Genomic DNA, 12,993 nt, shown 5'->3' with positions numbered 1-12,993 from the left:
GAAGCAATGGGGCTGGCCCCCGAAGGTGGCGAAGGCGGTGGCGGCCTGACCGCTTACATCGTTCATCACCTGACGCACAACACCAAGCAGTTCTCGTTCGGCCAGGTCCACATGGATTCCTGGATCGTGGCGCTGGTGCTGGGGCTGCTGTCCTGCTTCTGGCTCTGGTTCTATGCGCGCAAGGCGACGGCCGGGGTGCCGTCCAAGGGGCAGGCGTTCGTGGAGCTGCTGGTCGAGTTCGTCGATTCGCAGGTCAAGGACACGTTCCACGGGGATCGCCGTTTCATCGCGCCGCTGGCGCTGACGATCTTCGTCTGGGTGGTCTTCATGAACACCATGGACCTGCTGCCGCTCGATATTCCCGGCGCGGCCGTGCAGGCCGTGGCGGGCAAGGAAGTGGCGCATCACACCTTCCTGCGCTGGGTGCCCACGGCCGATGTGAACACGACGTTCGCGCTGTCGTTCACCGTGTTCTTCCTGATCATTTTCTATTCCATCAAGGCCAAGGGCGGCTGGGGCTTCACCAAGGAGCTGCTCACCGCGCCGTTCCACGCCGACAACATGATCCTGAAGATCGTGCTGGTGCCGTTCAACCTGTTCCTGAACCTGGTCGAATACCTGTCCAAGCCGGTCAGTCTCGGCATGCGACTGTTCGGCAACATGTACGCCGGCGAGCTGGTGTTCATGCTGATCGCCGGGCTGTTCGCTTCCTGGTTCACCTTCCTGCCGGGCGTGCTGTTCAACTCGATGTGGGGGATTTTCCACATCCTGATCATCCTGCTGCAGGCTTACATCTTCATGGTGCTGACCGTCGTCTATCTGGCGATGGCCCACGAGCACCACTGACCCGCGTTCCACCCCATCCGTTCCAAGCGTCATTCCAATTCCACCGCTCGCATCGAATAACCGGAGATTCACCATGGAAGCACTCGCCAACGTCCAGGCCTTCACCGCCGTCGCCATCGGCATCATCGTCGGCCTGGGTGCGCTCGGCGCCGCCCTCGGCATTGGCATCATGGGCAGCAAGTTCCTTGAAGCCGCGGCTCGCCAGCCGGAGCTGGTGCCGATGCTGCAGGGCCGCATGTTCCTGCTCGCAGGCCTGATCGACGCGGCGTTCCTGATCGGCGTCGGCGTGGCGATGATGTTCGCGTTCGCCAACCCGCTGCTGGCCGCAGTGCAGGCCGCCACCGGCGCCTGATGGGCTGGCTCCAGCGTTGCGCGCAGCTTCGGTTGCGCGCAGCGGCACCACGCTGCCCCGGCATGTCGCCGTGGCGGAGCATTGAAAGGCCCATCCCGATGGGCCTGTTCAGGACGCAGGTCACCACATGAATCCGAATATCACCCTGCTGGGCCAGATGATCTCGTTCGCGATCCTCATCTGGTTCACTGTCAAGTTCATCTGGCCGCCGCTGATGCAGGCGATCGAAGAGCGCCAGCAGAAGATCGCCGAAGGTCTGGCCGCCGCCGACAACGCGCAGAAGAATCTTGCGCAGGCGCAGGACAAGGTCAACGAAGAGTTGAAGGGCGCGCGCGCAAAGGCCAACGAGATCATCGAGCAGGCGCATCAGCGCGCCAACCAGCTGATCGACGCGGCCAAGTCCGCCGCGATTGCCGAGGGCGACCGCCAGAAGGCGCTGGCCGAGGCCGAGATCGAAGCCGCGGCGAATCGCGCCAAGGAAGACCTGCGCAAGCAGGTATCCCTGCTGGCCGTGTCCGGTGCCGAGAAGCTGCTCAAGCGCGAGATCGACGCCAGCGCCCACAAGGCCCTGATCGACGATCTGGCCGCGCAGCTCTGAGGGCCGCCCGATGAGCCAGGCCTTGACCCTCGCACGCCCCTACGCCCGCGCCGTGTTCGCGATCGCCCGCGATGCCAATGCGCTGCCGGCATGGTCGGACGCGCTGACGTTCGCTGCCCGCATTGCCGCGGATCCGCAGATGCTTGCGGTGTTGGGCAATCCGAAGCTCACCAGTGCCGATGCCATCGCGCTGCTGTCCCCGCAGGGCGGTACCGAAACGTTTGGCAACTTCCTCAGCCTGCTGTTCGACAACCGCCGGCTGCCGCTGTTGCCGGAAATCGCCGGCCAGGTCGATGCGATGCGCTTCGAGGCCGATCGCGTGGTGAAGGCCAAGGTCACTACCGCCGCCGCGCTGCCCGCGTCCGAGTTGGACGCGATCAAGGCGGCGCTGACGCGCCGCTTCGGGCGCGAGGTCGAGGTGGAGACGGCGATCGACGAAAGCCTGATCGGCGGTGCGCTGATCGATGCCGGCGATGTCGTCATCGATGGCACGCTGAAAGGCAAGCTGGACCGCCTGCAGGCGGCGCTGGCGCACTAATCCAATTGCACACGCTGGCGGCAACGCCGGTACCAAGGAAACCAAGATGGCCACTTCCACGCTCAACCCGTCCGAAATCAGCGAACTGATCAAGGCCCGCATCGAGAAGGTCAATCTCGCCGCCGAAGCCCGCAACGAAGGCACCGTGACCTCGGTGTCCGACGGCATCGTGCGCATCCACGGCCTGGCCGACGTGATGCAGGGTGAAATGATCGAGCTGCCGAACAGCACTTACGCGCTGGCGCTGAACCTGGAGCGCGACTCCGTGGGCGCGGTGGTGCTGGGTGATTACAAGCACCTGCGCGAGGGTGACGTGGCCAAGACCACCGGGCAGATCCTGTCGGTGCCGACCGGCCCCGAGCTGTTGGGTCGCGTGGTCAACGCACTGGGCGAGCCGATCGACGGCAAGGGCCCCATCGACGCCAAGACCAGCGCGCCGGTGGAAACCATTGCGCCGGGCGTGATCTGGCGCAAGTCCGTGAGCCAGCCGGTGCAGACCGGCTACAAGTCGGTGGACAGCATGATCCCGATCGGCCGCGGCCAGCGCGAGCTGGTCATCGGCGACCGCCAGACCGGCAAGACCGCACTGGCCATCGACGCCATCATCAACCAGAAAAATTCGGGCATTCGCTGCATTTACGTGGCGATCGGCCAGAAGAACTCCACCATCGCCAACATCGTGCGCAAGCTCGAGCAGTACGGCGCAATGGCGTACACCACGGTGGTTGCGGCATCGGCGTCCGAGTCGGCGGCGATGCAGTACATCAGCGCCTACTCCGGCTGCACCATGGGTGAATACTTCCGCGACCGTGGCGAAGATGCGTTGATCGTTTACGACGACCTGTCCAAGCAAGCGGTGGCGTATCGCCAGATCTCGCTGCTGCTGCGCCGTCCGCCGGGCCGCGAAGCCTATCCCGGCGACGTGTTCTACCTGCACAGCCGCCTGCTGGAACGCGCCGCGCGCGTGTCCGAGGACTACGTGGAGCGCTTCACCAACGGCGCGGTGAAAGGCAAGACCGGTTCGCTGACCGCGCTGCCGATCATCGAAACGCAGGCCGGCGACGTGTCCGCGTTCGTGCCGACCAACGTGATCTCGATCACCGACGGCCAGATCTTCCTGGAAACCGACCTGTTCAACGCCGGCATCCGCCCGGCGGTGAACGCCGGTATCTCGGTGTCGCGCGTGGGTGGTGCGGCGCAGACCAAGATCATGAAGAAGCTGTCCGGCGGCATCCGCATCGCGCTGGCGCAGTACCGCGAGCTGGCGGCGTTCGCGCAGTTCGCCTCCGACCTGGACGACGCCACCCGCAAGCAGCTGGAACGTGGCCAGCGCGTCACCGAGTTGATGAAGCAGCGGCAGTACGCGCCGATGTCGGTGGCCGAGCAGGCATTGTCGATCTACGCGGTGGACAAGGGCTACATGGATGACGTGGCGGTTGCCAAGATCGGCTCCTTCGAAGACGCCCTGCACGCCCATTTCGCCAACACCGCCGGTGAGCTGATGGCCTCGGTGGCTGCCAGCGGCGACTGGAACGACGAGATCGAGGCTGCGTTCAAGAAGGGCATCGAGGACTTCAAGGCGACCGGCAGCTGGTAAGCGGTCCCGTCACTCCCGCGCAAGCGGGGGGCCATGGACGTTGAACATCAATGACGCTGGATTCCCCTGCGCGGGAATGACGAGCAAAGAGAAGAGAGATGGCAAGCGGACGCGAAATCAAAACCAAGATCAAGAGCGTGCAGAACACCCGCAAGGTGACGCGCGCGCTGGAAATGGTCTCGGCTTCCAAGATCCGCAAGGCACAGGATCGGATGAAGCAGTCGCGCCCGTATGCGCGCGCGATGAAGCAGCTGATCGGCCACTTGGCGCAAGCCAACTCCGAGTATCGGCACCCGTATCTGGTGCAGCGCGCCGACGTCAAGCGCGTGGGGTATGTCGTGGTGTCCTCCGACCGCGGCTTGGCCGGCGGCTTGAACAACAACATGTTCCGCAAGCTGCTGGTCGAGTTCCGCCAGTTGCAGGAGCAGGGCATTGAAATCGATGTGGTCACCATCGGCCAGAAGGCATCGGTGTTCTTCCGCCGGCTGAAGGTGGGCATGTTGGCGTCGGTGACGCATCTGGGTGACACGCCCAAGGTCGAGCAGCTGATCGGCGTCATCAAGGTGATGCTGGACGCGTACTCGGCAGGCACCGTGGACAAGGTGTTCCTGTCGTACAACGACTTCGTCAACACCATGACCCAGAAGGCGACGTTCGACCAGCTGCTTCCGCTGCTGGCTTCGGACACCCAGGTGGCCCGGCATGACTGGGACTACCTGTACGAGCCCGACGCGGAAGCGGTGCTTGACCACGTGCTGGTTCGTTACGTGGAGTCGTTGGTGTACCAGGCGGTGATGGAGAACGTCGCCTCCGAACACGCCGCGCGCATGGTGGCGATGAAGGCCGCCAGCGACAATGCCAACAAGCTGATCGACACCCTGAACCTTGTGTACAACAAGGCGCGACAGGCGGCGATTACCCAGGAAATCTCGGAAATCGTCGGCGGCGCGGCGGCGGTTTAGCACCTGCAATACCCGGACTCGCCGGCTCTGCCGCGGCGATTCAGTGCCAAAAAACAACGTACATCGTCGGCACCGCCGATGCGGTTTGACCCAACGCAGCAGCATTCAAGAGTTTTCGAGGAAACAGTGATGAGCAACCAGGGCAAGGTCGTACAGATCATCGGCGCGGTCGTCGACGTCGAATTCCCGCGCGAGAGCGTGCCGAAGGTGTATGACGCGCTGAAGGTGCAGAACACCGACATCACGCTGGAAGTGCAGCAGCAGCTGGGCGACGGCGTGGTGCGTTGCATCGCGCTGGGTTCCACCGACGGCCTGAAGCGGAACCTGATCGCCGACAACACGGGTCGCGGCATCTCGGTGCCGGTGGGCCTCGGCACGCTGGGTCGCATCATGGACGTGCTGGGTAACCCGATCGACGAAGCCGGCCCGGTGCAGGCGGACGCCACGTGGGAAATCCACCGCCAGGCGCCGAGCTATGAAGACCAGGCGGCGACCACCGAGCTGCTGGAAACCGGCATCAAGGTGATCGACCTGATGTGCCCGTTCGCCAAGGGCGGCAAGGTCGGCCTGTTCGGCGGCGCCGGCGTGGGCAAGACCGTCAACATGATGGAGCTCATCAACAACATCGCCACCGAGCACAGCGGCCTGTCGGTGTTCGCTGGCGTGGGCGAGCGCACCCGCGAGGGCAACGACTTCTACCACGAGATGCAGGAGTCGGGCGTCGTCAACGTGCAGGAGCACGCCAAGTCCAAGGTGGCGATGGTGTACGGCCAGATGAACGAGCCGCCGGGCAACCGCCTGCGCGTCGCGCTGACCGGCCTGACCATGGCCGAGTACTTCCGCGACGAAGGCCGCGACGTGCTGCTGTTCGTCGACAACATCTATCGCTACACCCTGGCCGGTACCGAAGTGTCGGCGCTGCTGGGCCGCATGCCGTCGGCGGTGGGCTACCAGCCGACCCTGGCCGAGGAAATGGGCGTGCTGCAGGAGCGCATCACCTCCACCAAGACCGGCTCGATCACCTCGATCCAGGCCGTGTACGTGCCCGCCGACGACTACACCGACCCGTCGCCGGCGACCACCTTCGCCCACCTCGACTCGACCGTGGCGCTGTCGCGCAGTATTGCCTCCCTGGGCATCTATCCGGCCGTGGATCCGCTGGATTCGACCAGCCGCATGATGGATCCGAACGTGATCGGCAACGAGCACTACGAGACCGCGCGCCGCGTGCAGGGCACCTTGCAGAAGTACAAGGAGCTGAAGGACATCATCGCGATCCTGGGCATGGACGAGTTGTCGGAAGAAGACAAGCAGGCCGTGGCCCGCGCGCGCAAGATCGAGCGCTTCTTCAGCCAGCCCTTCCACGTGGCCGAAGTGTTCACCGGTTCGCCGGGCAAGTACGTTTCACTGAAGGACACCATCCGCGGCTTCAAGGGCATCGTGGATGGCGAGTACGACCATCTGCCGGAGCAGGCGTTCTACATGGTTGGCTCGATCGAAGAAGCGGTCGAGAAAGCCAAGAAGATCTCGGGCTGAGGAATCGTCATGGCATCCACCATTCGTTGCGACATCGTCAGCGCCGAAGCCGAGATCTTCCACGGCGAGGCCGAGCTGGTGGTGGCCACCGGTGAGCTGGGCGAGCTGGGTATCGCGCCCAAGCACGCGCCGCTGATCACCCGCCTGAAGCCGGGCAAGGTCGTGGTCACGTTGCCTGGCGGCGAGAAGCTCGACTTCGCGATTACCGGCGGCATTCTCGAAGTGCAGCCAACGGTGGTCACCGTCCTCGCCGACACCGCGATCCGGGCCGACGAGATCGACGAGGCTGCGGTGCGCGCCGCCAAGGACGAGGCCGAGCGCATCATTGCCCATCGCGGCGAGGCGATGGAAATCGCCGAGGCGCAGAAGCGCCTGGCCGAGGTGACCGTGCAGTTGCAGGCGCTGGAGCGCCTGCGCAAGAACCTGAAGCACTGATCCGCCGTTCAAGCAGGCGTCATGCTGCCCCGGGTTCCATGAAAAAGCCCCGCGCATGCGGGGCTTTTGTCTTGGAATGCGGCGTGCGTTCAGGTGCCGTATCCATGCCGGTGCGATGATCATTGCATTCGCGCCGCCAGGAGAACTGCCATGTTCAGACGCCTTGCTTGCCTCTTGCTTGCCGCCGCCGTGCTTGGCCTCGGCGCCTGCGCCAGCGGTCCTTCCGTGCGTACCGACCACGATCCGAGCGCCAGCTTCGAGCAGTACCGGAGTTGGGGCTTCTACCAGCCCATCGCGATGGAGCAGGCCGGCTACTCGTCCTGGATCTCGGAGCGCATCCGCGCTGACGTGCGCAAGGAAATGGAATCGCGCGGCTATCACTATGCGGCGCAGGGCGCCGACTTGCTGGTCAACTTCCAGGGCGTGGTGCAGGAAAAAACCGCTGTCTGGAGCGTGCCGCGCAGCAACGTGGAGTGGTTCTACAGCTACCGCCATCGCAGTTACGTGGCGGTACCGGTCTGGTATGACGAAACCCAGGTCAGCCGATACAAGGAAGGCACGCTGACCGTGGATCTGGTGGACGGCAAGCAAAACCGGATGGTGTGGACCGGGGCGGCCAGCAGTACGGTGGCCGGCAAGCGCAAGCCGGAGCAGCGGTTGGCGGACATCGACCAGGCTATTGCCGCGATCTTCGCCAAGTATCCGCACAAGGCCGGCGCGCAGTAACCGCCAGCCGACGCCACAGGCGGCGCTACGCCGCCTGCGGGCACGGCAACGCGGTCAGAACTTCGGCTTGTCGTCGCTGGCCTGGTAACGCGCCATCGCGTCGATCAGGATCTGCCGTGCCTCGGCCGTACCTCCCCAGCCGTCCAGCTTCACCCACTTGCCGTCTTCCAGATCCTTGTAGTGCTCGAAGAAGTGGCCGATGCGCTGCAACCAGTGCTTGCTGACCTTGGCGATGTCGTCGATGTGGCTGTAACCGTTGAACACCTTGTCGATGGGCACGGCCAGGATTTTTTCGTCGCTGCCGGCCTCATCGCTCATTTTCAACACGCCCACCGGGCGGCAGCGGATCACCGAGCCGGGCACCAGCGGCAGCGGCAGGATCACCAGCACGTCGGCCGGATCGCCGTCGCCGCAGACGGTATAGGGCACGTAGCCGTAGTTGCAGGGATAGCGCATCGGCGTGGACAAAATGCGGTCCACGAAGATCGCGCCCGAGGCCTTGTCGACTTCGTACTTGACCGGTTCGGCGTCCTTCGGGATTTCGATGACGACGTTGATTTCTTCCGGCGGGTTGTTGCCGGTGGGGACGAGGTCCAGACCCATGGTGAATGCTCCGACGTGCTGGCCGCGCGCACGTGACGCGACGGCCGTTGGGGGGGGGCACTATTTTAGCGGAGCCGGATGGCGTGGCGGGCCTGCTGACTCAATCCGCCGTTGGTGGCGTAGGCTTGGCGTTCATCCGCAATGTCCGAAGACCGGTTCCCCTCGATGGCCAATACCCTGCGCGTTGCAATGGCGCAATTTGATTTTCCGGTCGGCGACGTGGCCGGCAACGCGGCGCGCATCGCTGACATGATTGCCGTTGCCCGCGACGAGTACGGCGCGGATGTCGTGTTGTTCCCCGAGTTGGCGCTGTCCGGATACCCCCCGGAAGACCTGCTGTATCGCCCGGCGTTCCTGCACGAGTGCGAAACGTCGCTGCAGGGAATCGCTGCCGCCACGCACGGCATCGTGGCCGTCGTCGGCTGGCCGCAGGCGGCCGGCAGCGTGGTGTACAACGCCGCCAGCGTGCTGCGCGATGGCGCCATCGGCGTGACGTATCGCAAGCGCGAGCTGCCGAATTACGCGGTGTTCGATGAGCGCCGCTGGTTCGAGGTGGATCCCGATCGCGACGATTGCGTGTTCGAGGTCAATGGCGTTTCGGTTGGGCTGCTGATCTGCGAAGACCTGTGGTTCCCCGAACCGGCTGCGTCCACGGTCGCCAGGGGGGCAAGCCTGCTGCTGGTGCCGAATGCCTCGCCATTCGAGCATGACAAGCACGCGCAGCGTGACGCCGTGCTGGCGCAGCGCGCCCGGGAAACCGGCGCCGGCATCGCCTATCTCAATCTGGTCGGTGGACAGGACGCGCTGGTGTTTGACGGTGCATCGGTGGTCACGGATGGAGATGGCGGCGTGCATCCGGCGGCGGTGGCGTTTGCAGAGCAGTGGCTGGTGGTGGATTTCGATGCGGCTACCCGCCGCTTCGCGTCGTTGCAATGGACGGTGGACGGCGACGAAAGCCGGGATGCGCTGGCTTGGCGCGCGGTGGTGCGCGGAACCGCCGATTACTGCCGCAAGAATGGCTTCGAACAGGTCTGGCTGGGCCTGTCCGGGGGCATCGATTCGGCCGTGGTGCTGGCCATTGCCGCCGATGCGCTGGGGCCGGGGAATGTCACGGCGGTGCGCATGCCGTCGCGCTATACCGCCGACCTGTCGAACGATCTGGCGCAGGAACAGTGCGATGCGATGGGGGTCCGGCTGCTTACCCTGCCGATCGAAAACCCTTTCCAGGGCTACCTGGATGCACTGGCCGGCACGTTTGCCGGCCTGCCGGCCGACACCACCGAGGAGAACCTGCAGTCGCGGACCCGCGGCGCGCTGATGATGGCGCTGTCCAACAAATTCGGTGGCCTGCTGCTGACCACCGGCAACAAGAGCGAATACGCGGTCGGATACGCCACGATCTACGGCGACATGTGCGGCGGCTATGCGCCAATCAAGGATCTGTACAAAACCGAGGTGTTCCAGCTGGCGCGTTGGCGCAATACCGTGGGCGACCGGATCATCCCGCAGGCGGTCATCGAGCGGCCACCGTCTGCCGAACTGCGCGAGAACCAGCTGGATCAGGACTCGTTGCCGCCATACGACGTGCTGGATGCCATCCTGCTGCGGCATGTCGATCAGGAGCAGTCTCGCGTGGAGATCGTGGCGGCGGGGTTCGATGCCGCCGTCGTGGACAGGGTGCTGCGGCTGGTGCGGATCAGCGAATGGAAAAGACATCAGGCCGCGCCTGGGCCGAAAGTCAGCCGGCGCGCCTTTGGTCGTGAGCGACGCTACCCGATCAGCAGCGGCTGGCGCGACTGAAGCCACCCAACACAAGGCCGGCAATGTCGCCGGCCCGCGTGTTGCCCAAACTCGCGGCCGTCGTGGTCAGCGGGCGTCGCCGCTGAACGGGTTCAGGCGGCTGATGACGCCGCGGCCCTTCGGCCAATGCCCGGCCAGCCACGGGTGCTGCGGATCGTTCTGTTCCAGCACGCGCTTGGCATCGGCGGCCAGCGTGGCATTGCCCATGCGCGTATAGGCTTCCGCCAGCAGGGCCACTGCATCGTTTTGGGATTCGCTTTGCGGATAGGTTTCCAGGACGTAGTTGGCACGGTTGGCGGCCGACACCCATGCCCCACGACGCAGGTAGTACAGGCCGGTGTTCAGCTCGAAGTGCGCGAACTCGTTGCGCAGGTACACCATGTGCTGGCGGGCGTCGCTGGCATAGCGGCTGTTGGGATAGCGCGTGGCGACGGTATTGAAGTCGGCATAGGCCTGCAGCGGCGCTTCCAGATCGCGATTGCTGGTGTCCAGGTTGAAGGTGCGGGCCATGAACACCGTGTTGCGGGCCATGTTGGCCAGGCCGCGCAGATAGTAGAAATAGGCGATGTTCTTGTGCGTCGGATAGGTGCGGATGAAGCGGTCGATGGTGGAAACCGCATCCTCGTGCTTGCCCGATTTGTACTGCGCATAGGCCTGTTCCATCATGGCCTGCTCGGTGTAGGGCCCGTACGGATACTGGGCCACCAGGCGGCCGAAGACCTCGCTGGCGCTGCTCCACTTGCCATGTTCCATCTGGTCGTGCGCCTTGTCGTAAAGCGTGGCAACCGCCACGCCTTCGTTCTTGTCCTTGTTTTTCTTGAACAGCCCCTTGACCCCGGAACAGCCGCTGAGGGCAAAGACGAGGGTGAGGGCAAGCACGGAAGCGGGGCGCAGCGGTACGGAACGGGAAGTCATGGGCATCGAACGGGCGCCGGGGGCATGAAGGCTGGATAATAGCAGTCCGTCACCCCAATCAAACCCCAACGGGGCCGCCTACCGGCGCGCACCGGATTCGAGCCGTCATGCCCCAGACCGAAACCCGCACTGCCATTGTCCCCGACACCTGTTCCGGCCGCCGGCTGGATGCGGTGCTGGCCGAGCTGTTCCCCGAATACTCGCGCTCCCGGCTGTCGGCGTGGATCAAGTCCGGCGATGTCCTTGTCGATGGTGCGTCGTCGCGACCACGCGATGCGGTGCGTGGGGGCGAAACCATCGCGTTGTCGGTCGTGGAGGAGGTGCAGACGCATGCCGAGGCCGAAGACATTCCGCTGGCCATCCTGTACGAAGACGAGCACGTGTTCGTGCTGGACAAGCCGGCCGGGCTGGTGGTCCATCCGGGGGCAGGCAACCCCGCCGGCACGTTGGTGAATGCATTACTGCATCGCGACCCCGGTTTGGACAAGCTGCCGCGCGCGGGCATCGTCCATCGGCTGGACAAGGACACCTCCGGCGTCATGGTGGTGGCGCGCACCCTGCCGGCGCACACCTCGCTGGTGGCGCAGCTTTCCGCGCGTCAGGTGCATCGCCAGTATCTGGCCGTGGTGGTGGGGGCGCTGGTCTCGGGCGGTACCGCGCGTGCAGCGATTGACCGTCATCCGCGCGACCGCCTGCGCATGGGCGTGCGCGAAGACGGCAAGGATGCGGTCACCCATTACCGCCTGCGCGAACGTTTCCGCGCGCACACCGCGCTGGAATGCCGGCTGGAAACCGGGCGCACCCACCAGATCCGCGTGCACATGGCGCACCTCAAGCACCCCATCGTCGGCGATAAGCTGTACGGCGGGTCGCTGCGCTTGCCGAAGGGGGCGTCGGAGGCGTTGATCGAAGCCCTGCGCGGCTTCAAGCGCCAGGCTCTGCATGCGGAGGTGCTGGAGTTTGCGCACCCCATCACCGGTGAGCCGGTGCGCTGCGAAGCGCCGGTGCCGGCCGACATGCTGCAGCTGATGGCGCTGCTGCGTGCCGATGCCGTGGCGCATGTTGAAAGCGAGCGCGCGCGGCGATGAGCGGCTGGCTGGACGCCGGCTGGCCGGCGCCGCCTGGCGTGCGTGCGCTGACCACGACGCGCTTCGGGCTGGGGGTGTCGCAACCGCCGTTCGACACGTTCAATCTTGGTGTGCGCTGTGGCGATGAAGCCGACGCCGTGGCCGAAAACCGCCGACAGCTGGAGGCTGCGCTGGATCTGCCCTCCGCGCCGCGCTGGTTGCGGCAGGTGCACGGCGTGGCGGTGGCCGTCGAGCCCGCGGGCGACGAGCCCGAGGCCGACGCGGCGGTGACCGCCACGCCGGGGACCGTGCTGGCCATCCTCACCGCCGATTGCCTGCCGGTGGTGTTTGCTGCGCGGGACGGCAGTGAAATTGCCGCTGCCCATGCAGGCTGGCGCGGCCTGTGCGCCGGCGTGCTGGAAGCCACGGTGGCGGCGATGCGCACGCCGCCGGAGCGGCTGGTGGCATGGCTCGGCCCCGCTGCCGGGCCGCAGGCGTACGAAATTGGCGAGGAGGTGTTCGACGCCTTCACCGCTCTGGATGCGCGCGCGCGGATGGCGTTCCTGCCCACCCGCCCGGGCCACTGGACGGTGGATCTGTACACGCTGGCGCGCCAGCGCCTGCTCGATGCCGGCGTGTTCGAGGTCCACGGCGGCGCGCTCTGCACGATCTCCGATCCGGCGCGCTTTTTTTCGCACCGGCGCGATGGCCGCAGTGGCCGCATCGCTACCCTGGCCTGGATGTCGCCCTCAGTCTGATGCGTCGCGCAGCAACCAGGCCAGCTTGTTTGCGCGCGGCTGGCGCTTGAGCTGCGCTTCCGCACGCGATGCGCTTGAACGGTCCGGGTAGGCGCGCACGCCAACGATGCACTCGGGGGGATGCGCGCGGGTGTAGCGCGCGCCACGTCCTTCTGCATGCATCTCGAATCGGCGCTCCACGTCGGTGGTGATGCCGGCGTACAGGCTGCCGTCGCGGCAGCGCAGCAGGTAGAGGTGCCAGCCGTCGCTCATCGCGCGTT

At 65.4% G+C, this 12,993-nt stretch carries 15 protein-coding genes; 12 read left to right on the top strand and 3 right to left on the bottom strand.

Features of this window, described 5'->3' with window-relative positions:
- Positions 1-6: 6 nt before the first annotated feature.
- The 9 genes from atpB (at position 7) to LIW09_RS10130 (ending at position 7,590) form a co-directional block, all read left to right on the top strand.
- Complete coding sequence (gene atpB / locus LIW09_RS10170; protein WP_256647220.1) at positions 7-846, top strand: F0F1 ATP synthase subunit A; 840 nt, start codon at positions 7-9, stop codon at positions 844-846.
- Between the two features lie 73 nt (positions 847-919).
- Positions 920-1,198, top strand: a complete 279-nt coding sequence (atpE, locus tag LIW09_RS10165) for a F0F1 ATP synthase subunit C (protein ID WP_256645510.1) — start codon at positions 920-922, stop codon at positions 1,196-1,198.
- Positions 1,199-1,325: 127 nt separating this feature from the next.
- Positions 1,326-1,796: a F0F1 ATP synthase subunit B gene (locus tag LIW09_RS10160; protein WP_256645509.1), complete on the top strand. Its 471-nt coding sequence runs from the start codon at positions 1,326-1,328 to the stop codon at positions 1,794-1,796.
- Between the two features lie 10 nt (positions 1,797-1,806).
- Positions 1,807-2,334, top strand: a complete 528-nt coding sequence (locus tag LIW09_RS10155; RefSeq protein ID WP_256645508.1) for a F0F1 ATP synthase subunit delta — start codon at positions 1,807-1,809, stop codon at positions 2,332-2,334.
- Between the two features lie 46 nt (positions 2,335-2,380).
- Positions 2,381-3,931: a F0F1 ATP synthase subunit alpha gene (gene atpA / locus LIW09_RS10150; protein WP_256645507.1), complete on the top strand. Its 1,551-nt coding sequence runs from the start codon at positions 2,381-2,383 to the stop codon at positions 3,929-3,931.
- A 98-nt stretch (positions 3,932-4,029) separates the two neighbouring features.
- Entirely contained in the window at positions 4,030-4,893 is an 864-nt protein-coding gene (gene atpG / locus LIW09_RS10145) for a F0F1 ATP synthase subunit gamma (RefSeq protein ID WP_256645506.1), read from the top strand.
- Positions 4,894-5,022: 129 nt separating this feature from the next.
- Positions 5,023-6,429 (top strand): F0F1 ATP synthase subunit beta, encoded by a 1,407-nt coding sequence (gene atpD, locus LIW09_RS10140; protein ID WP_256645505.1) that lies wholly within the window; start codon positions 5,023-5,025, stop codon positions 6,427-6,429.
- Between the two features lie 9 nt (positions 6,430-6,438).
- On the top strand, positions 6,439-6,864 hold the full coding sequence (locus LIW09_RS10135) for a F0F1 ATP synthase subunit epsilon (RefSeq protein WP_256645504.1): 426 nt from the start codon (positions 6,439-6,441) through the stop codon (positions 6,862-6,864).
- Between the two features lie 150 nt (positions 6,865-7,014).
- The gene (locus LIW09_RS10130; protein WP_256645503.1) at positions 7,015-7,590 is read left to right on the top strand and encodes a DUF4136 domain-containing protein; all 576 of its coding nucleotides are present in this window, start codon (positions 7,015-7,017) and stop codon (positions 7,588-7,590) included.
- A gap of 54 nt (positions 7,591-7,644) precedes the next feature.
- Here the strand turns inward: LIW09_RS10130 and ppa are convergent, their stop codons facing one another.
- Positions 7,645-8,193, bottom strand: a complete 549-nt coding sequence (gene ppa, locus LIW09_RS10125; RefSeq protein WP_256645502.1) for an inorganic diphosphatase — start codon at positions 8,191-8,193, stop codon at positions 7,645-7,647.
- Positions 8,194-8,358: 165 nt separating this feature from the next.
- On the opposite strand from ppa, the gene LIW09_RS10120 reads away from it, so the two are divergent.
- A complete protein-coding gene (locus tag LIW09_RS10120) occupies positions 8,359-9,993 on the top strand; it encodes an NAD+ synthase (RefSeq protein ID WP_256647219.1) in 1,635 nt (544 codons plus the stop codon).
- A 66-nt stretch (positions 9,994-10,059) separates the two neighbouring features.
- On the opposite strand, the gene LIW09_RS10115 is transcribed toward LIW09_RS10120, so the two are convergent.
- A complete protein-coding gene (locus LIW09_RS10115; protein ID WP_256645501.1) occupies positions 10,060-10,908 on the bottom strand; it encodes an outer membrane protein assembly factor BamD in 849 nt (282 codons plus the stop codon).
- Between the two features lie 107 nt (positions 10,909-11,015).
- On the opposite strand from LIW09_RS10115, the gene rluD reads away from it, so the two are divergent.
- A complete protein-coding gene (rluD, locus tag LIW09_RS10110) occupies positions 11,016-11,996 on the top strand; it encodes a 23S rRNA pseudouridine(1911/1915/1917) synthase RluD (RefSeq protein ID WP_256645500.1) in 981 nt (326 codons plus the stop codon).
- Positions 11,993-12,733, top strand: a complete 741-nt coding sequence (gene pgeF, locus LIW09_RS10105; RefSeq protein WP_256645499.1) for a peptidoglycan editing factor PgeF — start codon at positions 11,993-11,995, stop codon at positions 12,731-12,733. The genes rluD and pgeF overlap by 4 nt, the downstream gene beginning before the upstream one ends.
- Here pgeF and LIW09_RS10100 read toward each other — a convergent pair.
- A complete protein-coding gene (locus LIW09_RS10100) occupies positions 12,725-12,985 on the bottom strand; it encodes a GIY-YIG nuclease family protein (RefSeq protein WP_256645498.1) in 261 nt (86 codons plus the stop codon). The genes pgeF and LIW09_RS10100 overlap by 9 nt on opposite strands.
- Positions 12,986-12,993 lie beyond the last annotated feature (8 nt).

This window comes from Thermomonas paludicola (assembly GCF_024498955.1).
Taxonomy (GTDB): domain Bacteria; phylum Pseudomonadota; class Gammaproteobacteria; order Xanthomonadales; family Xanthomonadaceae; genus Thermomonas; species Thermomonas paludicola.
Note: the sequence above shows the minus strand (reverse complement) of the source record. Positions and strands in the feature narration are given on the sequence as shown.